We start from the raw sequence: 25134 nt of genomic DNA, 5'->3' as shown, positions 1-25134 counted from the left end.
GAGCGCGCGACGCAGGAGCTACATGGGCGGCATGAGCTGGCGTTTCGGAGCGTACGAGCTCGACCTGGCGCGCCGCGAGCTGCGAGTCGCCGGGGAGCCGCGGCCGCTCCAGCCGCAGGTCTTCGCGGTGCTCGCCTATCTCGTCCGGAACCGGCATCGCGTCGTCCCCAAGGAGGAGATCCTGCGGGAGCTCTGGCCGGACGCGGTCGTCACGGACGCGTCGCTCCAGCGGGCGGTGAGCCTCGCGCGCCGCGCGCTCCGTCCGGCAGATCGCGGGCTGCTGCGCACCCACGCGCGGCAGGGATACCGGTTCGTGGGCGAGCTCGCGGAGGTCGAGCCGGACCCGGCGGACGCCGTGGCGGACGCGCCCCCGAGGTACGTCCGCTCCGGCGACGTCCACGTCGCGTACCGCACCGTCGGGCGGGGTCCCCTCGACGTCGTCCTCGTGCTCGGGTGGTCGCTCGGCATGCGCGCGGCGCTCGAGCTGCGGGGCGTCTCCGAGATCGTCCGCGCGCTCTCCGCGCGCGCCCGGGTGCTCCTGTTCGACAAGCGCGGGACGGGCGCGAGCGATCGCGTGAAGGCGCTGCCGCAGCTGCCGCAGCGGGTGGAGGACCTCGACGCCGTCCTCGACGCGGTGCGGTCCCCCGGAGCGGTGCTGGTCGGGTTCTCCGAGGGAGGTCCGCTGGCGCTCACCTTCGCCGTGACGCGCCCGCTCCGCGTGCGCGGCCTCGCCCTCGTCGGCGCCTTTGCCCGCATGACGGCCGCGCCGGACCACCCGGCCGGCTGGAGCGAGGTCGAGGTCGCGACGCTGCGCGGGTACATCGCGCACGGCTGGGGCACCGGCGCGACGATGCGCGCGTTCGTCCCCGCCCGCCACCTCACCCCGCCGCTTCGCGCCTGGGCGGCCCGGGCCGAGCAGGAGGGCGCGAGCCCCGGCGCGGCGCTCGAGCTGCTGGGGATGAACCTCGGGATCGACGTCCGGCCGCTGCTGCAGCGCGTGCAGACGCCCTCCGTCGTGCTGCACGCGACCAGCGACCGTGTCGTGCGTGTCGGGAACGGGCGCGCGCTCGCCGCCGCGATCCCGGGCGCGCGCCTCGTCGAGGTCCCCGGCGAGGACCACGCGTTCCTGTTCGGCGGTCGCCCCACCCTCGAGCGTGAGCTCGTGGCGCTGCTCGAGCGGGCGGCCGCCCGGCCCGGCGCGGCGCTCACCTGACCGCGACCGCAGCGATCTGAGGGCGGATCGGCAGGAAGGCCGTGCGCAGCGTGAACGGCGTGATCTCGACGGCGGCGAACCCGGCTTCCCGCAAGAGCGCGGCGACGTCGCGTTGCGTGTCGCAGCCCTCGAAGAACCACCGCCACGGCCGCTTCACGAACCGCTGCACGCGCGCGATCCGGCTCCCCTCCGGCGCCGCGACGTGCTCGACGCACCAGAAGCGGCCGCCGGGTCGGATCACGCGCCGGACCTCCGCGAGTGCGCGCGTCGGATCGGTCACGGTGCAGAGCACGAGGCTCGAGATCACCGCCTCGACGCTCCCGTCCGGCACCGGCAAGTGCTCGGCGACCGCGGCGCGGACGTCCACCGTGACGCGGTGCCGGGCGGCCGCCGCCCGCAGGCTCGCGTGCATGTGGACGTTGGGCTCGATCGCGATCACTCGTGTTCCCGGCTCGAGGTAGCGAAAGTTGGCGCCGTCCCCGGCCCCGATCTCGAGGATCGTGCGCGGCAGCCCTCCGAAGAGCTCGCGCTTCACGCGCCGGTACTTCCGGTGGACGTAGCCGTCCATCGCGCGGAAGAACCACGCGTTGATCCGGGCGCGGATGGGGTGGTCCAGGATCTCGCTCGCGCTCATCGTGTCCCTCAGGTGCGGGTGCATGTCCGTCCTCCTCGTGCGCACGTCGGCGCCACGGGCGAATACGTACGGAGGGGTTCCGCTCACGTCCTGACCGAACCCTGATCTCGCGCCGAACCTGCCGGGGGATCGGCCAAACGTGCACGGGTGAGCCCGTCCGCGGGCGGTGGGAATCCCCGTCGCTCGGGGCATCGGTCGGTGCGTTGGTCGTACAGCAGGTGCGTGCCCGATCTCGGTATTGCGGGAGCCGAGCACGGGAATCAGAGAATTCCACCAGGAGGGGAGACGCGCATGGCCCAGGCGACGACGAAGTCATTCGTGAAGGGCGTTCACGGCGTCCGCTATCAGGTGAAGGACGTCGCTCGCGCCGTGGCGTTCTATACGCAACATCTCGGATTCAAGCTGGAGCACCAGCAGCTCCCCGCGTTCGCGAACGTCTCTCTCGGCGAGGCGCACATCCTGCTCAGCGGCCCAGGCGCATCAGGCTCGCGACCGATGCCGGATGGTCGGCAGCAGGAGCCGGGCGGCTGGAACCGGGTGGTGCTGAAGGTCGCGGATCTTCCGGGCCTCATCGCCGAGCTGAAGAACGCCGGGGTTCGCTTTCGCAACGAGATCGAGACAGGACCTGGCGGTCGACAGGTCCAGCTCGAGGACCTGGACGGGAATCCCATCGAGCTCTTCGAGCCCGCTCGATAGCCGGTGCCGGCGGGCGGGCCCGACCTGACGTGCATCTTCTGCCGCCCCGACCTCGATGGAGGAGCACTCGCCATGGCCAGAGCCGACCTCTCCGACGTCTACCGGGACTACATTGCCTGCCTGAATGCGCAGGACTGGTCGAGGCTGGGACAGTTCGTTCAGGACGAAGTGCGCTACAACGGCCAGCGGATCGGGATATCAGGCTATCGGGAGATGCTCGAGAGAGACTTCCTTTCGATTCCGGACCTTCATTTCGACATTCAGCTGCTCGTCTCGAAACCGCCCCTTGTAGCGTGCCGGCTGCGCTTCGACTGCACGCCGGAGGGAGAGTTCCTCGGCCTGCACGTCGACGGAAGGAAGGTCTCCTTCAGCGAGAACGTGTTCTACGAGTTCCGGAGCGGGAGAATCGCGGAGGTGTGGTCGGTCATCGACAAGGCGGCCATCGAAGCCCAGCTCACGCAAGGCGGCGGGAGGGTGGCGTGAGCGAGTGCGAGCGGTATCCACCTGGCGTCCCCTGCTGAGTCGATCCTGAAGGGCCAGGCGAAGAACTGAGGCGCTGCGGATTCCGGCTGCACGGGGCAGCGGGCTAGCGTTGCCAGAGTCCGTGCTGCACGTCGCCCTGGATCACGATCGCAAAGGTTCCCCGCTGTCCCTGTCGGGTCGGGGGATACGCGATCGTCGCGCCGAGCTCCTCGGCCTTCTTCACCGCTTGCTGGATGTCTTCGACCGCGAGGTAGGTCCGCATGATCGGCTGCTCATGCGCGGCCAGGGGCTTCCGGATGCCGACCAGAGATCCGTCCGCTCGAGTCGCAACTCGGGCCTGCCCGAGATCGGGGTCTGGGGGACCGAAGGAGAGACCGTGCATGCGCTGGTAGAGCGCAGTCAGGGTGTCCACGTCGTTGCTGACGATCTCCAGATAGTGAACAGTCATCTCTGAATTACCCTCTGTCTCGTCGCCCGGCGTCATCCTTGAAGCCGAACGAGTCGCCGTACTTCATGTCGCAAACATACCCGAGCGGCTTCAGGACGCGTTCGTAGAACTTCCGGCTCGCCCTCGAGTCGCTACATCGGAGGCTGACGTGCTCGAGCATGGCGCGGCTCCCGTCTGATGCGTTCGACGGGGACGATGGGCCCTCGGCGCCCGAGTTGCCAGCCCGCCGTGCTCGCAGGGAGACCGCACGGGTGAAGCCCAGGCCCCAGGCCGCCGGCGAGGCGATCAGCTCTTCTCCCCGCAGCCCGCCAGCGCGTCCCCCAGCGCCCGCAGCAGGGCAGCGCCGTCGCCCTTCCATGCGTGCCCGTGCATGCACGCGAGCGTCGAGGGACGGAGGGCGGCGAGCTTCTCGATGAGGGACGAGACCTTCCGCGTCGCGCTGAAGTAGTCGAGCGCCCGCCGCATCGCCTCGCTCGGCGAGAGGATGTCACCCTCGGTCACGGCCGGCCCCTCCGCGCAACCCGGCTGCGTGAAGAGGTCACCGCAGAGCAGCGTCGCCGTGCTCCGCTCGAACAGGTACCCGCATTCCCAGCCGTGAGGGAGGTGCGGGGTGTCGGTCCAGGTCACCTCGTGTCGGCCGAGCCGGAGCGTCTCGCCGTCCGCCATCGCCCTCGGCGCCCGGTCGGCGACGTCGCCGATCGAGACCATCGCGGCGATCTGCCCGCACAGCGGCTCCGCGCGCGGCGCGATCGCCAGCCACTCGTTCAGCGACCCGCACTCGTCCGCCTCGTAATGCGAGAAGCTGATCCAGCGCAGTCGCTCCTGGGGGATCAACGCGCCGACCGCCTCACGTACCAGCGGGAACAGGCGCCGCGGCCCGGTGTGGAAGAGGAGCGGCTCCTCGTCGACGACGAGATACTGGTTGAAGCTGAAGCCGCCCGGCATGGCCGCCGGCGGGATCGGGGTGGAGATGCGGTAGATCCCGCTCGAGACCTCGTCGACGCGGGTTCCGGAGGCGGTGTTCGTGACCATGTGCGTCCCTCGCTTGCCGCGCCCGAGTGGCGGCGCGCGTGCATCGCGGAGGTGCCGCGACCGCGGCCAGCGTTTCGCCGCCACGGAAGGGGCGCCCGCGGCGCCCGACGCCGGCCCGCGTTACGGCCCTGGCCATGGATTGGGCGGAGGCAGCGGGCGCCTTGCAGGACGCGTCCGATGGAGAGCTCGCTCGGCGTGCGGCTTCCGGCGATGGCGCGGCCGAGGAGGCGCTGTGCCGGCGGTTCCACCCGCGGATCCGGCTCTACGGGCTGCGTCACCTTCGCGACGAGGCCGCGGCGGCGGACCTGGCGCAGGACGTCCTCGTCGCCGTCGTGGCGCGGCTCCGCGCGGGCGGCGTGCGCGAGCCGGATCGCGTCGCTTCCTTCGTGCTCGCGACGTGTCGGCAGCTCGCCTGGAGCACGGTCCGCACCCGGCGCCGCCGCGACGCGCTCCTGGCCGCCGACCCCCTCCCCTCCCCGCACGATCCGACGCCGGAGCCGTTCCCGCGCGAACGGCTCGCGCGGTGCCTCGAGGCGCTCGCCTCGCGCGAACGGGCCGTCCTGCTGGCGACGTTCTACGCGGAGCAGGCCGCCGACGAGATCTCGCGGGAGCATGGCCTGAGCGCCGGGAACGTCCGCATCGTGCGCCACCGCGCCCTGCGGCGCCTGCGAACGTGCCTCGGTGTCGAGGAGGCCGCCGGATGACCACCGACCTGCGCTGCGTGACCTGGGACGACCTCGCGGACTGGTGGGCCGGTGACCTCGCCCCGTCGCGTGCGGACGCGCTGGAGGAGCACCTCCTCGATTGCGACGCCTGCTCGCGCCGAGCCGAGCGCGTGGGCGATCTGGCGCGCGCGGTCGCCGCCCTGGCGCGGAGCGGCGCCGTGGCGGGTCCCGCGACCTCCGGCCTCGTGTCCCGGCTCGAGCGCGACGGGGTGCGCGTGCACCGGTACCGGATCGGTCCGGGACAGGTGGTCCCCTGCTCGGCGTGGCCCGAGGATCAGGTCATGGCGGCCGTCCTCGACGTCAGCGCGCTGATCGGCGAGCCGGGCAGCCGGTTCGACCTCCTCGCCCGCTTCGGGGACGAGCCCGTGCTCCGGGCCGAGGACGTGCCGCTGGACCGGACCACCGGCACGCTGACCTGGCTCACGCCCGCCGCCGTCGAGCGAAGCCGACCGGTCACGCAGGTCTCGTTTCAGGTGGTCCGCGTCTCCGGTCACGGTGAGTCGATCGCCGGTGAGTACGCGCTGGCGCACGAGCCCTGGACCGGCCCCGCCTCGCCGCGCTGAGAAGCCGTTGCTCGCGAAGCGCGTGGTAGGGCCGTAGCCCGGCTCGACCGGCTTGACCCGCACGTCGAAGGCCTCGACCTCGAACGCGCTACTTCGTCTTCGTTCACCCGACGCGGCGTTGCTGGTCTCGCTGTTTCCGGCGATGGTGCACGTGCGCGGCGCCGAGCGGCTCTCGGTCCTGGTGCGGCTCAACCGCTGCTCCAGGTAGGAAGAATCAGCGTACTGACCGGTGAGGGACCTCCGCCGCCCCCACTGGGCTCGCGCGCACGCCGCGGCCCCGGCGGATCATGGCTCCGCCGCCTGCGCCCTCCTGGGCGGCGGCCTTTCCCGGGGGTGCGACGTGGCGCTGGAACAGGACTTCGCCGCCGCGCAGGAGCGCGTGAAGAAGCTCGCGAAGCGGCCATCGAACGATCAACTGCTCGCGCTGTACGGCCTCTTCAAGCAGGCCACCGAGGGCGACGTCACCGGCAAACGCCCGGGGATGCTCGACATGGTCGGGCGGGCGAAGCACGACGCGTGGACCGCGCGGCGCGGCACCGACAAGGCTGCCGCGATGCAGGCCTACGTGGCGTTGGTCGAGTCGCTCGTCAAGACGATTGGCTGAGGCGCGGGGGCTGCGGGCTCGCGTTGACGTCCGCGCAAGATTGAGGACTTCGTCGCGCTGGTGGCATACGCTCAGCACGATCCCCGGTTCCTCCGCGCCGTCTCGCCTCGTCGAGCACGCCGACTGCCTTCTTCTCGTCTCCGTTCGTGACCTCGATGGCACCCAGACGCAGGAAGGCCACGGCGACGGTTGCCCGTGCCGTGATCGCGTATCTCGCGTCGAGCGTCGCGTTCACGGTTCTGTTCTTCGAGTTGGGAGGCGGGCACGCCGACATTCCATTCACGATGTTTCCCGACTACTTCGTGGTTGCTCCCGTGCTTCCGGTCCTCGCCATCGTCATGGGCTGGTCCCAGATGCAGGCGAGCGATCTGCTGAGCGTCGCAGCATTCGTCGCGACCTTCGCACTGACATGGATCGGCACCGCCGTGGGCGCGAGAAGATTGCGCAACGAGAAGGACCCCGACCGCCGCGTCGTGTGAACGACCGCCTCGATGACCGTGACGCCCGCCAGCCGTGGGGCCATGGGTGGGCTCTCGCGGGCATCGCGAGTGCGCACGATGTCCCGCGGTGGGCGCTCGGATGCCCCATCGAGCGCTCAGGGACCGGAATGATTCGGGTGGCTACGGTATTGCGAGAAGCCCCGGATTCTCTGGGGCTCTCTTCTTTCGGTCGCCCATCGCGAGCCCCGATGATCGGAAGGGCGCACTTGGCCGCCCTCACGACGGCCCGTATGCACCGAGGCGTCGGCTTCCCGCCTCTCATCGAGGCGCCCGTGGATACCGATCGCGCGGCCCTCACCCGACGCAGACCAGCTCCGCTGTCATGACGGCGGCCTCCCGGACGAACACGGGACAGCGCGTCACGAACAGCCCGTCGCGCATCGCGCGCTCCCGTCCCTCGCTCGTCCCGATGTCGACGCCGAGTAGCTCACGGCAGTTGACCGAGCCGTGCCGCTCGCGAAATCGGTCGAGGAGGGTCCGGGTCGCGGCGTACGTGTTCTGGCGGGCGGGGCCGTTCCCGGGCTCAGCCGTCGCGTGGGCGAGGCCGAGAACCATGAGCGCGCCGTTCACGGCGCCACACGTCTGGGCCGTCCCGGCGATGCCTCCGCCGAACGCGCATGCGGTCCGGACAGCATGCTCCAGCGGCATCCCGTATTTCTCGGCGAACCCACCGAGCACGGCCTGCCCTCAGGTGAAGCCTCGAGAGAAGAGCTCAGCCGCCCGATCCGCGTCCGCGACGTGTGTCATGGCGCAGAGGATACACGGTCGCCCTGGACTGAGTCCGCTGCCCACGACTCGTCGGCATCGTAGGCTCGATGGACGCTCGTGGGCATCGCGAGCGCCCGTCCCGAGATCCACATGTCGTAGCCCACTGGAGCCGCGCGCGACCTGACGGCGCTTGGCGCAGGGGCGAGCGGTCCCGTACTCAACGAGCGTCACAGCGCCCGCACTCCAGTTTTCCCGGCGGTCGGAAGACCTGCTGAACCCCTCGGGGCACGCCAGGTCACCATCAGCCGGGCGGGGCACCTGCCGCTGGGAGTTGCTTCAAGCGATCCGCCGGGAGGCGGGGGAAGTGCGAATCGCTCGTCTCTTGCACCCTCCGCCGCAGCGCCGCAACTCACAGACCAGGCCCTCCGGCCGCTCAGGCGCCGCGACGTGTCTACGTCATCGCCGATGCCCCGAAAGCCAGTCATTCGCGGGCACCACGATGCCTTCTGGCTGAGCTGCTCAGCCGCTGAGGCAACAAGATGGATTCAGGACAGGAGCAGTTCCCGGCGCCCAGCGAAGGTATCGTCCTGACGCACTTCATCACGAGCCGTGACGTCGCTCGTTCGGCCGCGTTCTATCGGGACGTGCTCGGTGGACAGGTCGTCTTCGAGGGCGAGCCAACGGCTGTGAAGCTCGCCAACAGCTGGATCATCATCAACGTCGGAGGTGGACCGACCGACGACAAGCCGGACGTGATCCTCGAGCCACCACGGGATCCTCACAGGACGAGCTCGTTCCTGAACATCCGCGTCGCCGACATCCACGCCGCCTACGAGGAGTGGCGGCGCCGGGGCGCGGAGTTCCTCACGCCCCCGAAGCAGCACGCGGATGAGATCCGTTGTTACATGCGGGATCCCGACGGCTATCTCATCGAGGTCGGACAATTGACCGAGATGCCGGCGTGACCGCCGTCGCGCTCCGGGTCACTGCGAACTCGGGACTTGACCAGCGGTCGCCGAGAAGCGCGGATATCTGAACCTGCCGGTCAGACCGCCTCCTGCGCCGGCGGTTGGCAGTGGCCCGTAACCACGCATGATTCTGGAGGCGATGCACCATGGACCGATTCACCGGCGGTTGCCTGTGCGGCAACGTCCGAATCGTGGCGTCGGGACACCCATACCGGGTCGGCCTCTGTCACTGTCTCGACTGCCGCAAGCATCACGGGGCCCTCTTTCACGCTTCCGCGGTGTTCCCCCAGGATGCGGTGACGATCGATGGGGAAACACGCGACTACGCCGGGCGGTATTTCTGTCCCCGCTGCGGCTCGTCCATCTTCGGACGCAGCGCAGACGAGATCGAAGTGAACCTGGGTTCCCTGGATGCCCCTGACCAGCTGATGCCAACCTACGAGAGCTGGATCGTCCGTCGCGAGTCCTGGTTGCCGCCGTTTCCGCTCACGAGACGATACGACCGCGATCGTGACGCCACGGGTCGCTTCGAGGAGTAGGTCGCAGGAACGGTGCCTGGGCAGGTCGCGGCTGAACGCGAGGGGGGTACGCGCGCGAGCGCCAGAGCGACGGGTGGCTCGTCCCGGCGCACCGCCGAGGCGGCGGAGCGCCGGGAAGTGCGGTTCGCCCTCGGCGTCGACCTCAGTGCACGGTGGGCTGCGACTGCGCGCCCCGCAGCGACCTGAGGCCCGCGCGAACCTCTTGCGACAGGAGTTGCGGCTGTTCCCAGGCCGCAAAGTGCCCGCCCTTGTCGAGCTTGTTGTAATGGATCAGCTTGGGAAACGCCCGCTCTGCCCAGCTCCGCGGGGCTGGATAGAGTTCGTCAGGGAAGACGCTCACGGCAACCGGGATGGAGACGCCTTTGACGTTGAAGAACCCGACTTTGCCCCAGTTCTCCCAGTAGAGACGGGCGCCAGAGAGCGCCGTGTTCGTCAGCCAGGTGATCGTGATGTTGTCGAGGATGTCGTCGCGCGTGAGGCCTTCGGATGCGCCCTGGAAGACGCGCGAGATCAGCTCGTAGCTGCGCGCGTCGTGATCGAGGAAATAGGCCGCCAGGCCGACGGGTGAGTCCGCGATTCCATATAGCGTCTGCGGTCGCAGCCCCATCTGGTACCCGTAGGCGATTCCCTTCTGATAGACGAATTGCAGACGCTCGTAAGCGACCTTCTCATCGGCCGAGAGCCCCGATGGCGCCGGCGCCCCGGAGAGAGCCGCCTTGTCGATGTCGGCCTGAAAGACGCCAGGCATGTTGGTGTGAATGCCGAGCAACTCCGGAGGCGCCTGTACGCCCATGAGCTCGGTGATGATCGCGCCCCAGTCGCCGCCTTGCGCCACGAATTTCGTGTACCCGAGTCGCTTCATCAGCACGACCCAGGCACGCGCGATGTGGGCTGCATCCCACCCCGAGGTGGTCGGTTTGCCCGAGTATCCGTAGCCTGGCATCGACGGGATCACCACATGGAAAGCATCCGAGGCGCTGGCGCCATGCGCCGTGGGATTGGTCAACGGATCGATGACCTTCAGCTGCTCGACGACCGACCCGGGCCATCCATGCGTGACGATGAGCGGCAATGCGTTCTCGTGCTTCGAACGAACGTGAATGAAATGAATGTCCAGCCCATCGATCTCGGTCATGAACTGCGGCAGGGCATTCAGTCTCGCCTCGCACTTGCGCCAGTCGTAATCCGTTGCCCAATACCGGGCGAGCTGCTGAACCGTCGCGAGCTGCACGCCTTGCGATTGATCCGTGACCGTCTCCCGTTCAGGCCACCTCGTCGCCTTGATGCGCCTGCGCAATTCGGTGAGCTCCGCCTCGGAAACATTCACGCGAAACGGACGAACATCTGCGGTCTCTTCGCCGCGACGAACAGCGGCCTCACTGCCGGTCTGGGATACCTCGGTCATGGCTGGTGGCCTTTCTGACGCGCCCGCAAGCGAACGCTGCACCCGGGCGCGAGGGATGCGCGACGTCTCGGCGGCGGAGAGGTGTGCTCGAGCGTGTCGTACGGCGTCGTCGAGGGGCGGGAGGATCGTCCCCTGGCAGTGAGGGCGCAAGAGACGAGCGTCACACCCCCCGCCTCGCGGTCGGCGCTCGCAGCGTTCTCCAGCGGCACGCGCCCCCGACCGCCTGGTCCTCGTGTCGAAGCGTCGTGGGTCCGGCACTCCGCTCGTCGTTTCCAGCGAATCTGTGGTGCACCCGTTCGGCGCGACCTCTCGTGCCTACGCTCTTCGCGTCAACGAAATCCTGTTGCCTTCAGAGCAGGAGGGCTGACCAACGCCTTTCCAGAGGACCGACGCCCATCACGCGACCTGATCGCAGATGAACCGCGCTCGAGCGGGATCCCGCCCGGCGCACGCCGCAGCCCTGACGGCGCGCGCTCGACGCCGGCCTTCGTCCGCTGGTTGGGTCGCGTCCGCCGGTGGAAGGAGGTCAGCGCCGCAGGTAGCTCAGCTCGCCGGGCAGAGCGATGTTGTTTCCGTACGCATCCTCACCGTAGCCATTCGAGGCCAGCAGCCGGATGTCCTCGAGCACACGCCGATCTCCTCGGAAGGTCGCGGTGATGTTCGCGACGATGTCGATCTTGCCGAGCGCCTGGAGCCTGGCGACCGCCTCGACGACGAAGGACAGCACCGGCTGCCCCTCGCCGACGTTGCCTTCGATGGGCGGCAGCGGCTGCTCGTAGAGGATCACCTTGGCTTCCGCTGCCAGGCGCACGAGCACGCTGCGCACGGACCGGACCAGGTCATCGCCCAGCCGGCCGTCGGTCCCACTCACGAGGGTTCCGATCTCCTGGGCCAGCCAGCGGCGCTTCTTGGCGTTGATCAGCTCGTTGGCGCGAAAGAGCTCGAGCGGAGAGGCCGCGTCGTACGTCTCGTCCTCCAACGTCATCGAGACCGCGCTGCCGTAGTGAAGGGCCACGCGGGCCACGAGCGTGGAGGGCCGCACGTGAAAGCCGCGAAACCGCGGAACCGGCACGGTGATCTCGCCCTGCTGGGCGTAGCGCCGGAGCAGCTGCTGGGCGAGGGTCCGGCCGATCTGCACGTACCGGGCTGCGAGCGCGAGCAAGGAGTCGCGCAGCACCGATTCCAGATCCTCCGGCTCGATGCAGTCGGGCTGGCGCGCGAAGAGGCGGACCTCACCATTGGCCGTCGGCGCGTGGAGCACGTGGCGTTCTCGGTAGTGAGTCAGCTCCGTCGCCACGTCGAGGAGGTGATAGACGACCGAGGCGTGACCGCGGAGCGAGAGAAGCTCCGCGTCTCCGTGCTCCGCGTCCGTACGAGCCACGTGGGTGTCGTAGAGCGCCTGCAGGTTGTGGAAGTCCTCGGCCACGAGGCGTAGCTCGTTCTCGGTGGGCAGGGCAGCTCGCGGGCTGTCCCCGCTCCCGGCCGGCGATGCCAGCCGGGAGGCTTCGCCGGCGAGGTTGAGGAAGGCGGTGGCCAGGCGAGCCACCGTCTCCGCAACGTCGTTCACGTGACGAGGGGTACAGTCCTGAGGCAGGCGACCGACGGGCAGGGACTCCTCGCAGATGTCGGCGGGACGAAGCGTGAGACCCAGGGATGGGGCCATCTCCACGAGGCGCCGGCTCCCCGTCTGGAGCACCCGTGCAGCGAATCTCCGAGCCGGGAGCAGACCGGCGGTCAGGTCTCCTTCTTCGGAGAGGAGGCGGTAGTGCGGCGAGGCGTGGGTCAGGTGGACCAGCGTGTAATGGACGCGCGCGAAGAGCTTCATGGCTGCGACCACGCCGCGGAACGGGCGCCAGCGCTCGTTCGCGAGGGCCCCGTAGGCGTCCAGGAGCTCCTCGAGCTGCATGGCCTCGGAGTGGATCACCGCCAGGCGCGGCCGGGTCAGGAACGTGAGCGTGGACTCGAGGTCCGCGAGGTCCACCGCGCTGATCCGCCCGGCGATGCCCAGCAGAGAGCTGGCTCGGGAGGCCACCATCGCGCTGAACTCCGAGGCATCGACGATCGGAGGCTCGCTGCTCATGTACCGTCCTCCTCCCGGAGGAGCTCTCACGCGCTCCGCGGTCGCCCCCTCTTCTCGTTCCGTCGAGCATGATCGAGAGGCTACGGGCGTTCCACTCCGTGAAGGGGCAAGCGCTCCGCTCCCGTCGATGCGAGGAGAGGCGAGGTGCCGGGGCTCGGGAGCCCGCCGGCAGGGCAGGCGCCGTCCCGGATACCTCCCTCCGGGGGTGGGCGCGCTCGGGAAGGCGAGTGGCCGGTCCGGTTCCGGTTCGACGAGGGACTGTCACCTCAACCGAAGGATACGCACGGCTCCGGCGAGCACGAGGAGGCCGACGGCGGCCCCGACGACGAGGTCCGGGATCCGCGACCCCGTCCACGCGACGAGGGCGCCCGCGACGATGACGCCGAAGTTCGCGAGCACGTCGTTCGTGGAGAAGATCCAACTCGCCCTCATGTGCGCGCCGCCGTGGCGATGCCGCGAGATGAGCACGAGGCAGCTCACGTTCGCCGCGAGCGCGATGAGCGAGATCCCGACCATCGCGGGGGCTTCGGGCGCGCTTCCGGCCACGACCCGCCGGAAGACGTCCGCGAGGACCCCGACGGCGAGCACGCCCTGGAACATCCCCGACACGTGCGCCGCGCGGACCTTCGCCGCTGCGGCCTTCCCAACCGCCCACAGGCTCAGCCCGTACACCGTCGCGTCGGCGAGCATGTCGAGCGAGTCGGCGATGAGCCCGCTCGACTGAGCGAGCCAGCCCGCCACGAGCTCGACGATGAACATCGCCGCGTTGATGGCCAGAAGGACGCGCAGCGTCCGGGCCTCCGTCGCGTCGTCCACCGGCACGGCGAGGTCTACGGGGTCGGCCTTCTCCGTCCGCGAGAGGCGCGCACCCAGGCCGAGCGACTCGAGCTTCGCCAGGAGCGGGGCAGGATCTCCCGCATGAGCGACCGTGACCGTGCGCGCCCCGAGGTCGAAGCGGAGGTCCGAGATCCCGACCACACCGTCGAGTGCCATCCGGATCATCCGCTCCTCGGACGGGCAGTCCATCCTCGGCACGGCGAACACGCTCTTCATCGGACCGGGTGCGACCATGGCGGTGCTCAGTAACCCGTCGTCTCGTCGGTGTCCACGGGAGCACGGTGACCTGCTCGAGGTCCGTGAACCAGGTCGTCCGGACGCAGCCGCCGCCGGCGCGGCAGGTCCCGCCTCCCCTTCCCTCACTGGCAGGCGCCGGCGACGCAGGTCGATCCGGCCACGCAGTCTCCGTCGATGGTGCAGAAGGTCCGGCACGCGTTCCCGGTGCCGGTGCACGTGTACGGCGCGCACGACAGCTGGGCCCCGGAGAGGCACGTCCCGGTGCCGTTGCAGCTCGCACCCAGCGTCAGCGTGGAGCCAGTGCAGAACTGCGCGGCGCACTGCGTGGCCGGCGAGGCGTACACGCAGGCCCCGGACCCGGAGCAGATGGCGAGGTTGCAGGTCGTGGCGGAGCCGCACTCGTGCTGCGGGTCGGTCCCGAAGGAGATCGGAGTGCAGCTGCCCGTCGTCCCGGGCGCGTTGCACTCCATGCACGTCCCGGTGCACGAGGTGTTGCAGCAGACCCCGTCCACGCAGAACCCGGTCCCGCAGGAGGAGCTCGAGGTGCACGCGGCCCCCTGAACGAGTTTCGGGACGCAGACGTTGCCCTGACAGAGCCCGCTCGAGCAGTCGGCGTTCAGGTTGCAGCCCTTCCCGTCGGTGCACGGCGCGCACACGCCGCCGCCGCAGTCCACCCCGGTCTCGGCGCCGTCCTGGACCCCGTCGACGCAGCTGGCGGCCGTGCAGACGTTCCCGAGACACAGCCGGCTCGTGCAGTCGCCGCTCGCGAGGCAGGACTTCCCGTCGGGACAGGCTGGGCAGGTGCCGCCGCCGCAGTCGATCGAGGTCTCGGCGCCGTTCTTGACGCCGTCGGTGCAGGTCGCGGCGGTGCAGAAGCCCCCCGAGCAGAAGCCGCTCGCGCAGTCGGTGCCCTGGTTGCAGAGCTTTCCGTCCGGACAGCCCGGGCAGACGCCGCCGCCGCAGTCCACGTTGGTCTCGGCGCCATTCTGGATCCCGTCGCTGCAGGTGGGCACGGTGCAGACGCCACCGAAGCAGAAGGCGCTCGAGCAGTCTGCGTTCAGATTGCAGGCCTTTCCGTTGGAGCAGGGCGGGCAGGTACCGCCGCCGCAGTCGACGGAGGTCTCGGCCCCGTCCTCGAGCCCGTCGCTGCAGGTGGGGGCCCGGCAGGCGCCTCCGATGCAGAGGTTCCCGGCGGTACAGTCGGTAGAATCCGTGCAGCTCGTCCGGCACGCGTCCCCGGCCGCGTTGCAGGTGTACAGCCCGCAGCTTCCCGAGCTCGCCACGGCGCAGGTACCCGTCCCGTCACAGGTCGCCGCCGGGGTGACGGTGCCGCCGCTGCAGGAGCCCGGCGCGCACACCGTCGAGGCGGGCCAGAGCGCACAGCTCCCGGTTCCGTCGCAGACGCCGGCGTTGCCGCAGGTCGACGGCGCCGACGCGGCGCAATCGTTCCTCGGGTCGCTGCCCGCGACGCTCGACGTGCAGGTGCCCCGCGCACCGCCGGCGTCGCACCGCGTGCAGGTGCCGGTGCAGGCGGTGTTGCAGCAGACCCCATCCACGCAGAAGCCGCTCGCGCAGGCGCCGGGCGCGGCGCAGGCGTCGCCGTCCGGCGCGGCGCAGACGTTGCCCCTGCAGGCGCCGCTCGCGCAATCGCCGTTGGAAGCGCAGGTCCTCGCAGTGCCGCAGCGCGGGCAGGTGGTGCCGCCGCAGTCCACGTCGGTCTCGGTGCCGTTCCTCACCGCGTCGGCGCAGCTCGGCGACTGGCACGAGCCCGACGCGCAGACGCCGCTCGAGCAGTCGCGCCCGAGGACGCAGGCCTTGCCGTCGGCGCACGCCGGGCAGGCGCCGCCGCCGCAGTCCACGCCGGTCTCGGCGCCGTCCAGGATCCCGTCGACGCAGGTCGGCGTCGTGCAGACGTTCGCGAGGCAGAGCCCGCCGGCACAGTCGGTCCCGGTGAGGCACTGGACGCAGGTCCCCGCGCCGTCGCACAGCGTGCCGCCGTTCGCGGCGCAGGGCGCTCCGGCCGCCTTGTCCTGCTGGCCGGGCACGCCCGCCGTACAGGAGCCCGAGGTGCACGGTCCGGCCGAGGGCACGTCCGCGTCGTCGTTCCCCAGCACGAGGTGACCGATGCCGTCGCACTGGCTCGACTTGCAGTCACCCACGGTCGCGTCCGAGATCACGGTCCCGGCGCTCTTGTTCGTCTCGCCGCACTGACCGTTCACACAGCTCGGGGTCACGCAGGGTCCGGACGCCGCCGGACAGGTGGTGGCGTCGGTGCAGCCGGGAGCCTTGCTCGAGCCGCTGCTGCAGCCGGCCGCGCCGAGGACGACGAAGAGGGCGACGGCGATCCCGGCGAGGGCGAGGCGCATCACGGCTCCTTGGTGCGGATTGGGTGACATGCCCCCCGTGCGAGTCAGCGACTCGATGCTGGGAATCCGGAGGTCCAGCGGGTGCGGCGGAATGACGCTGCCACCATCGCGGCGGCCACGCAAGCGAGCGCTCGGATCCCCCGTCGGCACTTCCCGCGATCACGGGACATCGACGGCCCCGAGTTCGACAGGGCATCCGAGCTGTTCCCAAGCGAGATGGCGGCCAGAGGCGCGGCGACCCAGCGCCTGACTACGCCGAACGTGATTCCTGCTACTCGCGCAGCGCGGGCAGGACGGCGTCGACGAGGAGCCGGTTGAACTTCTCCCTCTCCTCGGTGTTGGGGAGGTGCGCGGAGCGCTCGAACCAGACGAGCTGCTTCCGGGGAGCCTCGAGGGCCTCGAAGTACCTCGCCGACAGCGCCGACGGCACCTCGCGGTCGTGGCGCCCGAGGCAGAACCAGACCGGCACCTGGAGTGCCGGAGCCTGGACGAAGAGGTCGGTCCGGAACAGCTCCTCGTGGAGAGCATCGAGGGACTGGGAGATGCCGCGGAAGAAGTTGATCCGATCGGTCATCGTGTACTCGCGGGAGAGCACGAGGTTCCGGAGCACGACGCCCAGGGCCCCGATCCTGCTGCCGTGGTACTCGCCGCCGTACCTCGCGAGGAGCTGCCGCTCGGTCAGGAACTTCGACCGGAAGGCGCCCTCATAGGGCGGAGGGCCGATCGCGACGAGCTTCGCGACCGATCGCCGGTCCCCCGCGCTCCGCGCCTGCTCCAGCGTCCACTCGTAGGACAGCCGCTCGCTCTCGGCCATCGTCGACATCTGCCCGATCCCGACGTAGGCGGAGAAGAGGTCCGGCCTCCGGTGGACCGCGAGCGCCCCGATGACGGTGCCCCAGGAGTGGCCGACGAGCAGGATCCGCTCCTTGCGGAACCGCCTCGCCAGGTACGACGACAGGTCGACGACGTCGTCGACGAACTGGCCCATGGTCATCCGGGCTCGATCACGGCCTGCGGCGAAGGACTTGCCGGCGCGCCGCTGATCCCAGTTGACCACGGTGAAGTACCGCTCGAGGGGCCGGGTGTTCCTCCTCATCAGGGTGAGCTGGGCGGTGCCCGGTCCCCCGTGGACGAACAGGACCACCGGGTTGGCCACGTCCTCCGTGCGGATGAGCACCCACTGCCGCGTCTCGGAGACCGGGACCTGCTCGAGGACGGCGAGGCCGTCGGGGTGGGCGCGCGCGTCCATCGCCGGGGTCGAGCCCGGGAAAAGGAAGAGCGCCAGCACCGCCGCCACGATCGCGAGCCAGGGGAGGAGCACGCGCCACCTCAGCCGCGCACGGCTCCTCAGCCCTCGCCGCATCGCGGTGGATCTACAGGAGGTCGTCGACCGCTCGAAGTTGAGCATGGAGGAACGCCCTCCGGTGCTTCCGCTTCGGGTTCCGGACACACTGAGGGTCGTGGGCAAGCACAGGGGACACTCTCGTCGACCTGCGCGAGACTGGGCGCGGCCGCGCGCCCCAAGGAGGCGACCATGGACATCCCGACGCTCACGACGGAACGTCTCGTACTCCGCCCGTTTCGCCTGGACGACGTCGACGCGTACGCCGCGATGAACGCCGACCCGACGGTCATGCGGTACATCGGCGAGGTCCAGGACCGCGCCGCGGCGTTCCGCTCCCTGTGCGCGGCCCTCGGTCACTGGCACCTTCGAGGCTTCGGACCGTGGGCGATCGAGGAGCGCGCCACCGGCGCATTCGTCGGGCGCGCGGGGCTCGTGCGCTTCGAGCCGTGGACCGACGTCGAGGTGGCCTACGCGCTGGTCCCCTCCGCGTGGGGGAAGGGATACGCTCGCGAGGTGGTGGCGCGGTCGCTGCGCTTCGCGCACGAGGTCGTCGGCGCGCGCGGGGTCGTGAGCCACATCCTCGCCAGGAACGCGGCTGCGATCCGCGTCGCGGAGCGGCTCGGCGCGAGGTACGCAGGCGATGCCGACGTAGAGGGGGAGGCCACGGCGATCCGCATCTACGTCTACCCGGACCCGGGCTGACGAGAGTCAGTCCACCGGCACCACTGCCTCAGCGCCCCCGCTCGCGCGACAGCCGGCGCAGCGCCTTCGACACCGCCTTCCATCGCTCGCGCTCCGCCCGCGCCGCCCCGCCCTCGCGCCGCTCCGCCTGCCGCGCGAGCTCGAGCGCGAGCTTGCGGTGGCTCTCGACACGCGCGGCGTCGATGCGCCCGCCGGCGATCGCCTCCCTGACGGCGCACCCTGGCTCGGCCCCGTGCGAGCAGTCCCGGAACCGGCAGCGCGCCGCGATGGCGGCGAGGTCCTCGAACGTCGCGTCGAGCCCGCTCGCGTCCCAGAGCCGCAGCTCGCGGATCCCCGGACCGTCCACCAGGGCACCGCCGCCGGGCACCGGGAAGAGCTCGCGGGCCGACGTCGTATGGACGCCGCGGTCGTCGGAGGCGCGCACCGGCGCGGTGCGCTGCGCCTCGCGGCCGAGTAGCGCGTTCGTGAGGGTGGACTTCCCCGCGCCGGAGGGGCCCACGAGGACGCCGGTCCGGTCCGGGCGCAGGCGCGCCGCGAGCACGGCGACGCCCTCGCCCGTGAGCCCGGACGCGACCTCGACCTCGACGGCGGGCGCGGCGGCGCGCGCCTCGGCGAGCGCGGCGGCGAGGTCCTCCGCCCGGTCCGGCTTCGTGAGGACGATCACCGGCTCCGCGCCGCCCGCATGCACCGCCGCGAGCGTCCGCTCGAGGCGGCGCGGGTTCGGGCCCTCGTCGAGCCCCTGCACGACGAACACGACGTCCACGTTGGCGGCGAGCACCTGCTCCGCGGTCGCGCCGCCCGCGGCGTTCCGGGAGAGCCAGGTGCGGCGCTCGAGGACGCGCGTGACGGTGCGAGCAGGCCCGGGGCTCGCGACGACGAAGTCGCCCACCACCGGGAGGGCGCCCTCGGCGCGCAGCCGACCCGGGACGACCACCGGGTGGTCGCCGTCCGGGAACCGGACGAGGAGGCTGCGGCCGCGGTCCGCGACCGCGCGGCCGACGAGGGAGGACTGGAGCTCCTCCAGGGAGAGCTGTGAAGAGAAGAAGGGACCGAAGCCGATGAGCTCGGGATGGACCACGGCGTACCTCGAGAGCGCGAGTGACGGACGGGATCCGCACCGCTCGACGGCGGCGGCGGGATCCGGACGGGCGCGTCACCTGCCGTTCGGCGGGCGGACGCGGCAACTCGGGCTAGCGGGCACGATCCACGCGTCCCGAATAGACCGGATGCGGGTGCGCTGGCAAGCGGCGCTTGCGGGGCCCCCCGACCGCGACCGCGGCCGCGGACCGCGGCGTTCTGCCCGAAGTGCGAAGCTCGTCCAGTACGTACCCCTTGCGCTCCCTACCCGCGCGCGCGCCCGGGCTCCAGCGCGAGGTCCTCGGCGATCCGCTCGCCCGTCACCCTCGTCCAGCGCTCCCCGTCGCGCCGCAGGATCGCGTGCACCTTGAGCGGCAGCCGCGAGGAGCGCGGGTCGAGCTCGTGGTGGAGCGGCAGGTTGAAGTAATAGAGCCGCGTCCCGGTCCCGAAGCGCAGGCGGCACACCGGCGCGCCGCCGAGGTCGTCGGTCGAGAACTCCGGCGTCTCGATGCGGGCGAGCTTGTGGCGACCGCCGATCACCACCTGCGAGACGCCGTAGCCCGCCGCGGCGTCCACGCCCTCGAGCGCGCTCTCGGCGGAGGCGTTCGCGAAGACGGTGACCGTCTCGCGGACGCCGGGCGTATCCTCGAGGTACTCGCCGTAGAACCCCGAGAGCACGTCGCGGTACGCGCGGTGCTCCGGCTTCGGGTTCGCCTGGAGCACGAAGAGCGCGTCGAGCGTCTGGCGCTCGGTGAAGAAGAGCCGGTTCGCGTGGTCGATGATCCGTCGCGCGTTCGACGCATAGAGATCGCGCCAGAGGTAGTCGAGGCAGACGAGGACCATGCAGTTGAAGCAGGCGGGGCGGCCGCGGAGCAGCCACAGGTGCCGCCCGCGGTAGAGGTCCTGCCACGCGTCGACGAACTCCTCGCCGCGGAACGGGTGCGTCTTCGCCTCGAGGAAGACGCGGAGGCGACCGCTCGCCTCCTTCACCGCGACGCAGGCCGCGTTCACCGGCAGGTCGAGCACGTCGCCCGAGTCCACGTCCCGCTGCACGAGCGCGAGCGCCTCCGCGTTGTCGCGCTCGAAGCGCGCGAGGAGCGCGCGGTAGTCGCGGACGCGCAGGTGCTCCATTCCGAACGCGGTGACGGTGCTCGGCCGGAAGCGGGCAGCGACCGCGTCGAGCACGTCGTCGAGGCGTGCCGCGGGCACGGCCGCCTCTGGGAGCACGAGGAAGTGGAGCTTCTTGAGGTTCTGCTCGCCGTCCGCGACCAGGTCGAGGACCGAGCGGACGAGGTGCCAGTGGCGCTCGGGATCGACGAGGGTGAACCCGTGCTCGCCCCGGCGCAGGCGCACCGGGAGCTGCGCGACGAGGCAGTGGAGGTGGTGCCCGAGGGGGTACTCGAGGTGAACCTCCGTGTCGAGGATCGCGACCATGGCCGTTCACGTCTCGAGGTTCCGCAGCTCCGGGTCGTGCAGCTCGGGGAAGAGCTTCCCGAGGACGTACCGCGTCCCCTCCGGCATGTCGAAGCGCGAGAGCTCCGCGCGCGGGACCCAGCGCGCCTCCGCGACCTCCTCGGGGTTCGGCGCGAGGTCGTGGCGAGACGGCCTGCAGCGGTAGTACAGGATCACGAAATGGTCGTTGTCGGGACCCGGCGTGAGGTGCTCGAAGACGTCCACGAGCGCGCCGACGACGACGTCGATCCCGATCTCCTCCCGCACCTCGCGGTGGAGCGCGCTCAGGATCGGCTCGCCCAGATCGATCTTCCCGCCCGGCATCACCCAGAGCCCGTGGAACGGCGCGACCGCGCGCCGCGTCAGCGCGACGCGTTCGGCGTCGTCGACGATCACGGCGACGACGGACGTGACGACGTGCTGCTTCCGGTACAGGTGCCCGGACACGCGCGGGATCGTACGCCCCACGACCGGCGCGGCGCCGGCCCGCTCGGGGCGGCCGCCTCGCGCCCCGGCTGGCATCGTCGGGCGGAAGCCTACCCGTTCGAGGATGCGGGTAACGGCACCTCGACAGTCGCGTGGAGCGGGGCGCCTTCACGCGCTCGCCTCGCGCGACTTCGCCGCGGCGCGAACCGCCGCGCCGACGAGCGACCCCCACGCGACGGTCGCGAGCAGGAACGCGCCGGACGCGAGGCCGAGCCACGGGCGCGAGCGCGCCGCGTCGACGCCCGCAAGGAGCCGGGACGCGAGCGCGACCAGGAGCAGGCCGGCCATGGCGCGGACCTGCCAGGGCGAGCTCGCGAGCGCATCCGGGCGGCCAGCGTGCGAGAGCGCGACGTGCAGCGAGACCGATAGCGCCATGAGGGCGAAGCCCCCGACGAACACCACGTGCAGCGCGGTGCTCCGGGGCTCCGGAGCGGCCGCCGCGGCGAGATACCCGGCGGGAAGGAGCCAGGCCGAGCTCCAGATGAGCCACCGGTGAAGTCCGGGGATCGACGGGGGCCTCCAGAGCCGCGCCTCCGAGACGAGGACGGCGCCGGAGATCACGCCGCGCAGCGCCAGGCCGGCGCGGGGCGCGAGGTATGCCTCGAGCGGGAAGCTCGCGAGGAAGAGCGCAGCGGCGATCGTCTGCGCGGCGCGGCCCGACGCGGATCCCGCCGCCGGCGCGGCCGCGCCAGGACCACGCGTGAGGACCGGGATCATCGTCCCGCCCACGCCCACGACGAGCGCGGTCAAGAAGCCCTGGAGGAGCAGGCCGCGACCGAGGCGCCAGAGCTCGGGCTCCTCGGCCGGGCCGAGGACGGCCGCCACCGCGACCAGCACCGCGCCGATCACGGCTGCCGCGAGCCCCGCCGGGACCCACACGAACACGCCCGGAAGGCCGCGCAGGCCAGCCCGGCCGAGCACGCGCCGGGAAACGAACACGGCCACGTTGAGCAGACCCGCGCCCCAGAGCGCCTGGGCGAGCGCCACGCGGCCATCCAATGCGGCGAGCGTCGCGGCGACCGGCGCGGCGGCGGCGACGGCGAGCTGGAGGTGGGTGGGCTCGGCCGCCGCGGTGCGGCGCGGGACGAACGTGTAGAGGAACCCGACCGCGAGGCACGTCATGAACCCCTGGATCTGGGCGGTCGCGTGAAAGACGGCGCGGTACTCCGCGGTGGCCCCGACGGCGTACAGGAGCCATTCGAGGACGCCCGCCCACGCGAGGAGCACGCCGAGAGGGAAGAGCACGCGCCATGGATCGTGACGGAGCGTCATGGCCGGTCGCGCCGGAGGGCGCGGAGCCGAAGCGCCTCGTGGGCGGTGCGGAGCCGGGCGTGGACCCCCGGCAGGTACCGCGCGATGAGCCCAGGGGCGGTCATGGCATCGTCGTAAGGCGCGGACCCCGGCCTGGCCACCTGCGGTCGCCGAGACGAAGGTCCGCGACACGCGCACGCGTCGGCCGACGATGATCCGCGCATCGCCGACCCACCTCGGTCACCACCCCTGCATCAGCGTGTAGGAGGCCGACCAGACCGTCGCGTCCTGCGAGATGTCCGGCGCGAAGGGATAGCTCGCGTGGCGGCGCGCCCAGTCCACCGTTCCGCTGACCGCGTGCGGACCGTGGACACGCACCGTCAGCATCGTCTTCGCGAACGACATGTCCTCGTACGAACCCGTGGCGTAGGCCCCCGAGATCCAATACTCGCGAAAGGAGAGGTCCAGGGTGGCGCGATCCGCGAAGTGCCCCCGAAGCTCGAGCATCCCCTGCGCGCCCGGGCCGTAGTGGTAGTCACGGGCGAACAGCGTCTCCATCGAGCCGCCGCCGCCCCACGGCAGGAGCTCGGCCAGCGCCGTCCCGTGGAGCTCGAACCAGCCCCAGCGGTTCATGAGGCTCACGCCCGGGCCGAGGCCCACGCCGGTCGCCTTGAACACGGGAACGCCGATCACGTCGTACGAGGCGAAGAGTCCCCACAGGCCGCCGAAGCCCTCGCCGCGGCCGATCCCGTCTCCGAGGACGAGCCCGCGGATGAGGAGGCTCGCGGTGGGCTCCGCCTTGCCGGCGAAGGCGAGCGCGAAGCTCATGTCGAAGTGGTCCATCGGCTCGCGCAGGCGCAGGTCGGGCGTGCCGGGGACGCCGTAGAGGACGTGGAACCCGACGCTGCCCCACGGCCCGACCGTCGTCTCGGTCGCGCCGGTGCGGTGATCGGCGGCGGAGCCGCCGATCACCATCCCGAGGTGGAGCTGGCCCATCCACGAGGGCGGCAAGAGCATCTCCCCGCGGTACCGGTCGCCCGTCGCCCAGCGGTTGAACCCGGCCACGGGCGCGACGAGGAACGCCGCCGCCTCGCGCCAGGGCGTGGGCTTCGCGCCGCCCGAGTCGAGGACGAGGCGGTACATCCGGTACAGCGCCTCGCCGAGCAGAGTGCCCCCGATCGACGTCGTGATCTGGTCGTTGACGGACGGTGACTGCACCTCCATGAACTGCTCCCAGACGAGCGAGCCGACGAACGACGCGCCGAACGACTCGTAGAAGTCGTGTCCGGTCGAGCGCGCCGCCCAGTAGAAGAGCGCGCCTTCGTACGGATGCCCGAGCTGGTTCACCCAGTACGAATCGGTGTCGATGATCCAGCCCTTCCGGAAGTTCTGGCCGATGGTGTCGAAGCCGATCTTCGAGAAGTCGTTGCCGATCCAGTAGCTGACGAACCACATGCCGAAGTCGATGCCGACCACCTCGCCCAGCGCGAGCGCGGTGTTCTTGCGGGGCTCGAACGCGAACGGCTGGAACCGCGGGTCGGCAAAGGGCGGGGAGAGTCGGTACCACACGGCCCCGCCGTGATCTCCCGTCGCGCCGAACGGCGCCTCGAGCTTCAGGGATTGCTCGCTCGAGGCGACGCGAGCGGGCGGCGATGGGGCAACGGCGGCGGCGCGCTGCGCGGCGGCGACCCGGGGAACGAGCGCGAGGAGCGCCACGGTCGCGACGACGCCCGCGCGGGATGGGAGCTCGGAGGTCATCCGAGCGGATCCGGGTTGCCGTCGCGGTTGTCGTCCATGTAGCCGTCGATCGACGCGGCGACGTTGGCCTCGATCGCCGCCCGCACCGCTGGATCGGCGCTGCCGGGATCCAGGGGCGCACCATCCTGGCCGACGAACCAGCGGTTCGGCGCGATGTTGATCGTGGTGTTGTTGTGGTTCAGCCCGTTACGGAAGGTCGCCGGCCGGACCAGCACCGTCTGCATCGACGACCCGAGGGTGAACGGCCCGCTCGACGCCGTGCGTCCGTGAATGACGAACGTGAGGCCGAGCAACGGCGCCAGGGCAGGGTTCGCGTCGACCTCCGCCTGCGTGACCGGGCGCAGATCGAGGTCCACCTCGTAGTACGACTTCCAGGCGACGTGGGCGGCCGGGACGACCTCCGTCATCGCACCCGGGTCGAGCTGCGTCCCGGAGAGATCCACCAGCACGGGCCCGGGGCCGATCACGGCCTCGCCAGGCGTGTGCTCACCGTTCTGCGTCCTGGACGATTCGAGGCGGATGTCGTGGAGGACGATCTGGAACCGGTCGATGGCGACGCCCGCCGCCAGGAGCGCGCTCGACGTGCTCGACGTGGCCGGGGCGCCGCGCGCCGCGACCTCCTGGGACGAGGGAGGCGGCGAGTCGGGGTTGGGAGGGCGATCCCCCATCCGCACGTCCACGGTCATGTCCTGCCCGCATGCGGTCGCGAACAGCGCCAGCGCGAGCCGCACGAGGGATGAACGGAGTGGGAGCCGACGCGGATCGCGCAGGTCCGCCGTCGAACCCACGCCGCTCTCTTGCCCCGCTGTCACCGACCTGACCGTCATTCTGGCCGACGTTGCCGTACGGGAGACGAAGCCAGCGTACGACTTGGCGTCAAACGATGACGTGGACCTGAGGTGTTCACCTCGATGACCTGCCCTGCTCGCAGCAGTCCGCGCGGGGATGCCCCTCGCAGTGCCGGGAGCCGGCCCCCGGCTCGTCGCGCCTGTAACCGGAGGGTCCCGCGCGCGTATTGGCTGCAA

26 protein-coding genes are annotated in these 25134 nt (G+C 71.0%); 11 read left to right on the top strand and 15 right to left on the bottom strand.

Annotated elements, in window-relative coordinates; genetic code table 11:
• Positions 1 to 31 precede the first annotated feature (31 nt).
• The gene (locus tag AMOR_RS23640) at positions 32 to 1213 is read left to right on the top strand and encodes an alpha/beta fold hydrolase (protein ID WP_248354779.1); all 1182 of its coding nucleotides are present in this window, start codon (positions 32 to 34) and stop codon (positions 1211 to 1213) included.
• Here AMOR_RS23640 and AMOR_RS23635 read toward each other — a convergent pair.
• Positions 1206 to 1871: a class I SAM-dependent methyltransferase gene (locus AMOR_RS23635; protein ID WP_248354777.1), complete on the bottom strand. Its 666-nt coding sequence runs from the start codon at positions 1869 to 1871 to the stop codon at positions 1206 to 1208. The two genes, AMOR_RS23640 and AMOR_RS23635, sit on opposite strands and share 8 nt — an antisense overlap.
• Before the next feature lie 267 nt (positions 1872 to 2138).
• Here AMOR_RS23635 and AMOR_RS23630 point away from each other — a divergent pair, with 267 nt between their 5' ends.
• Entirely contained in the window at positions 2139 to 2543 is a 405-nt protein-coding gene (locus AMOR_RS23630; RefSeq protein ID WP_248354775.1) for a VOC family protein, read from the top strand.
• A 72-nt stretch (positions 2544 to 2615) separates the two neighbouring features.
• A complete protein-coding gene (locus AMOR_RS23625; protein WP_248354773.1) occupies positions 2616 to 3026 on the top strand; it encodes an ester cyclase in 411 nt (136 codons plus the stop codon).
• A 103-nt stretch (positions 3027 to 3129) separates the two neighbouring features.
• Here AMOR_RS23625 and AMOR_RS23620 read toward each other — a convergent pair whose 3' ends face one another.
• Positions 3130 to 3510, bottom strand: a complete 381-nt coding sequence (locus AMOR_RS23620; protein ID WP_248354771.1) for a VOC family protein — start codon at positions 3508 to 3510, stop codon at positions 3130 to 3132.
• 249 nt (positions 3511 to 3759) lie between these two features.
• On the bottom strand, positions 3760 to 4506 hold the full coding sequence (locus tag AMOR_RS23615) for an oxygen-binding di-iron domain-containing protein (protein WP_248354769.1): 747 nt from the start codon (positions 4504 to 4506) through the stop codon (positions 3760 to 3762).
• A gap of 134 nt (positions 4507 to 4640) precedes the next feature.
• Between AMOR_RS23615 and AMOR_RS23610 the strand changes: the two genes are divergently transcribed.
• The 4 genes from AMOR_RS23610 to AMOR_RS23595 all read left to right on the top strand — a co-directional run bounded on the left by AMOR_RS23610 (position 4641) and on the right by AMOR_RS23595 (position 6877).
• On the top strand, positions 4641 to 5210 hold the full coding sequence (locus AMOR_RS23610) for an RNA polymerase sigma factor (protein ID WP_248354767.1): 570 nt from the start codon (positions 4641 to 4643) through the stop codon (positions 5208 to 5210).
• Positions 5207 to 5794: a zf-HC2 domain-containing protein gene (locus AMOR_RS23605; protein WP_248354765.1), complete on the top strand. Its 588-nt coding sequence runs from the start codon at positions 5207 to 5209 to the stop codon at positions 5792 to 5794. Before AMOR_RS23610 ends, AMOR_RS23605 begins: the two co-directional genes overlap by 4 nt.
• A gap of 340 nt (positions 5795 to 6134) precedes the next feature.
• Positions 6135 to 6398 (top strand): acyl-CoA-binding protein, encoded by a 264-nt coding sequence (locus AMOR_RS23600; protein ID WP_248354763.1) that lies wholly within the window; start codon positions 6135 to 6137, stop codon positions 6396 to 6398.
• Positions 6399 to 6598: 200 nt separating this feature from the next.
• Positions 6599 to 6877: a hypothetical protein gene (locus tag AMOR_RS23595; RefSeq protein WP_248354761.1), complete on the top strand. Its 279-nt coding sequence runs from the start codon at positions 6599 to 6601 to the stop codon at positions 6875 to 6877.
• Between the two features lie 315 nt (positions 6878 to 7192).
• Here the strand turns inward: AMOR_RS23595 and AMOR_RS23590 are convergent, their stop codons facing one another.
• Entirely contained in the window at positions 7193 to 7546 is a 354-nt protein-coding gene (locus tag AMOR_RS23590; RefSeq protein WP_248354759.1) for a C-GCAxxG-C-C family protein, read from the bottom strand.
• 599 nt (positions 7547 to 8145) lie between these two features.
• Here AMOR_RS23590 and AMOR_RS23585 point away from each other — a divergent pair.
• The gene (locus AMOR_RS23585; protein ID WP_248354757.1) at positions 8146 to 8571 is read left to right on the top strand and encodes a VOC family protein; all 426 of its coding nucleotides are present in this window, start codon (positions 8146 to 8148) and stop codon (positions 8569 to 8571) included.
• A 149-nt stretch (positions 8572 to 8720) separates the two neighbouring features.
• Positions 8721 to 9113, top strand: a complete 393-nt coding sequence (locus AMOR_RS23580) for a GFA family protein (RefSeq protein WP_248354755.1) — start codon at positions 8721 to 8723, stop codon at positions 9111 to 9113.
• Positions 9114 to 9255: 142 nt separating this feature from the next.
• Here the strand turns inward: AMOR_RS23580 and AMOR_RS23575 are convergent, their stop codons facing one another.
• The 4 genes from AMOR_RS23575 to AMOR_RS23560 form a co-directional block, all read right to left on the bottom strand.
• Positions 9256 to 10518, bottom strand: a complete 1263-nt coding sequence (locus AMOR_RS23575) for an epoxide hydrolase family protein (protein WP_248354753.1) — start codon at positions 10516 to 10518, stop codon at positions 9256 to 9258.
• A 526-nt stretch (positions 10519 to 11044) separates the two neighbouring features.
• A complete protein-coding gene (locus AMOR_RS23570; RefSeq protein ID WP_248354752.1) occupies positions 11045 to 12598 on the bottom strand; it encodes a hypothetical protein in 1554 nt (517 codons plus the stop codon).
• Positions 12599 to 12859: 261 nt separating this feature from the next.
• Positions 12860 to 13669: a cation transporter gene (locus tag AMOR_RS23565; RefSeq protein WP_248354750.1), complete on the bottom strand. Its 810-nt coding sequence runs from the start codon at positions 13667 to 13669 to the stop codon at positions 12860 to 12862.
• A 125-nt stretch (positions 13670 to 13794) separates the two neighbouring features.
• The gene (locus AMOR_RS23560; protein ID WP_248354748.1) at positions 13795 to 14685 is read right to left on the bottom strand and encodes a hypothetical protein; all 891 of its coding nucleotides are present in this window, start codon (positions 14683 to 14685) and stop codon (positions 13795 to 13797) included.
• A gap of 199 nt (positions 14686 to 14884) precedes the next feature.
• Between AMOR_RS23560 and AMOR_RS23555 the strand changes: the two genes are divergently transcribed.
• Positions 14885 to 15793 carry a hypothetical protein gene (locus AMOR_RS23555; protein ID WP_248354746.1) on the top strand — a complete coding sequence of 303 codons (909 nt, stop codon included), beginning with the start codon at positions 14885 to 14887 and terminating at the stop codon, positions 15791 to 15793.
• A 516-nt stretch (positions 15794 to 16309) separates the two neighbouring features.
• On the opposite strand, the gene AMOR_RS23550 is transcribed toward AMOR_RS23555, so the two are convergent.
• Positions 16310 to 17359, bottom strand: a complete 1050-nt coding sequence (locus AMOR_RS23550) for an alpha/beta fold hydrolase (RefSeq protein ID WP_248354744.1) — start codon at positions 17357 to 17359, stop codon at positions 16310 to 16312.
• 213 nt (positions 17360 to 17572) lie between these two features.
• On the opposite strand from AMOR_RS23550, the gene AMOR_RS23545 reads away from it, so the two are divergent.
• The gene (locus AMOR_RS23545) at positions 17573 to 18085 is read left to right on the top strand and encodes a GNAT family N-acetyltransferase (RefSeq protein ID WP_248354742.1); all 513 of its coding nucleotides are present in this window, start codon (positions 17573 to 17575) and stop codon (positions 18083 to 18085) included.
• Positions 18086 to 18113: 28 nt separating this feature from the next.
• Here AMOR_RS23545 and rsgA read toward each other — a convergent pair whose 3' ends face one another.
• The 6 genes from rsgA to AMOR_RS23515 all read right to left on the bottom strand — a co-directional run bounded on the left by rsgA (position 18114) and on the right by AMOR_RS23515 (position 24840).
• Positions 18114 to 19163, bottom strand: a complete 1050-nt coding sequence (gene rsgA / locus AMOR_RS23540) for a ribosome small subunit-dependent GTPase A (protein WP_248354740.1) — start codon at positions 19161 to 19163, stop codon at positions 18114 to 18116.
• Positions 19164 to 19426: 263 nt separating this feature from the next.
• Positions 19427 to 20596, bottom strand: coding sequence for a hypothetical protein (locus tag AMOR_RS23535; protein WP_248354738.1), 1170 nt, complete (start codon positions 20594 to 20596; stop codon positions 19427 to 19429).
• 6 nt (positions 20597 to 20602) lie between these two features.
• Positions 20603 to 21061: an NUDIX domain-containing protein gene (locus AMOR_RS23530; RefSeq protein ID WP_248354736.1), complete on the bottom strand. Its 459-nt coding sequence runs from the start codon at positions 21059 to 21061 to the stop codon at positions 20603 to 20605.
• A gap of 147 nt (positions 21062 to 21208) precedes the next feature.
• Positions 21209 to 22345, bottom strand: coding sequence for an NnrS family protein (locus AMOR_RS23525; protein ID WP_248354734.1), 1137 nt, complete (start codon positions 22343 to 22345; stop codon positions 21209 to 21211).
• A gap of 246 nt (positions 22346 to 22591) precedes the next feature.
• Complete coding sequence (locus AMOR_RS23520; RefSeq protein WP_248354732.1) at positions 22592 to 24109, bottom strand: DUF3943 domain-containing protein; 1518 nt, start codon at positions 24107 to 24109, stop codon at positions 22592 to 22594.
• A complete protein-coding gene (locus tag AMOR_RS23515; protein ID WP_248354730.1) occupies positions 24106 to 24840 on the bottom strand; it encodes a hypothetical protein in 735 nt (244 codons plus the stop codon). The genes AMOR_RS23520 and AMOR_RS23515 overlap by 4 nt, the downstream gene beginning before the upstream one ends.
• Positions 24841 to 25134 lie beyond the last annotated feature (294 nt).

Origin of the sequence: Anaeromyxobacter oryzae, from assembly GCF_023169945.1 — a bacterium.
In the GTDB taxonomy this organism is placed as follows: domain Bacteria; phylum Myxococcota; class Myxococcia; order Myxococcales; family Anaeromyxobacteraceae; genus Anaeromyxobacter; species Anaeromyxobacter oryzae.
This window is presented reverse-complemented; position numbering and strand designations above follow the sequence as displayed.

Bases quoted from the DNA above. Each gene is read 5' to 3' on its own strand.
- AMOR_RS23545 (WP_248354742.1), top strand. From the start codon at position 17,573: ATGGACATCCCGACGCTCACGACGGAACGTCTCGTACTCCGCCCGTTT.
- AMOR_RS23570 (WP_248354752.1), bottom strand. From the start codon at position 12,598: ATGAGCAGCGAGCCTCCGATCGTCGATGCCTCGGAGTTCAGCGCGATG.
- AMOR_RS23630 (WP_248354775.1), top strand. From the start codon at position 2,139: ATGGCCCAGGCGACGACGAAGTCATTCGTGAAGGGCGTTCACGGCGTC.
- AMOR_RS23585 (WP_248354757.1), top strand. From the start codon at position 8,146: ATGGATTCAGGACAGGAGCAGTTCCCGGCGCCCAGCGAAGGTATCGTC.
- AMOR_RS23640 (WP_248354779.1), top strand. From the start codon at position 32: ATGAGCTGGCGTTTCGGAGCGTACGAGCTCGACCTGGCGCGCCGCGAG.
- AMOR_RS23520 (WP_248354732.1), bottom strand. From the start codon at position 24,109: ATGACCTCCGAGCTCCCATCCCGCGCGGGCGTCGTCGCGACCGTGGCG.
- AMOR_RS23610 (WP_248354767.1), top strand. From the start codon at position 4,641: ATGGATTGGGCGGAGGCAGCGGGCGCCTTGCAGGACGCGTCCGATGGA.
- AMOR_RS23535 (WP_248354738.1), bottom strand. From the start codon at position 20,596: ATGGTCGCGATCCTCGACACGGAGGTTCACCTCGAGTACCCCCTCGGG.
- AMOR_RS23590 (WP_248354759.1), bottom strand. From the start codon at position 7,546: ATGCCGCTGGAGCATGCTGTCCGGACCGCATGCGCGTTCGGCGGAGGC.
- AMOR_RS23620 (WP_248354771.1), bottom strand. From the start codon at position 3,510: ATGACGCCGGGCGACGAGACAGAGGGTAATTCAGAGATGACTGTTCAC.
- AMOR_RS23625 (WP_248354773.1), top strand. From the start codon at position 2,616: ATGGCCAGAGCCGACCTCTCCGACGTCTACCGGGACTACATTGCCTGC.
- AMOR_RS23580 (WP_248354755.1), top strand. From the start codon at position 8,721: ATGGACCGATTCACCGGCGGTTGCCTGTGCGGCAACGTCCGAATCGTG.
- AMOR_RS23575 (WP_248354753.1), bottom strand. From the start codon at position 10,518: ATGACCGAGGTATCCCAGACCGGCAGTGAGGCCGCTGTTCGTCGCGGC.
- AMOR_RS23605 (WP_248354765.1), top strand. From the start codon at position 5,207: ATGACCACCGACCTGCGCTGCGTGACCTGGGACGACCTCGCGGACTGG.
- AMOR_RS23635 (WP_248354777.1), bottom strand. From the start codon at position 1,871: ATGCACCCGCACCTGAGGGACACGATGAGCGCGAGCGAGATCCTGGAC.
- AMOR_RS23565 (WP_248354750.1), bottom strand. From the start codon at position 13,669: ATGGTCGCACCCGGTCCGATGAAGAGCGTGTTCGCCGTGCCGAGGATG.
- AMOR_RS23615 (WP_248354769.1), bottom strand. From the start codon at position 4,506: ATGGTCACGAACACCGCCTCCGGAACCCGCGTCGACGAGGTCTCGAGC.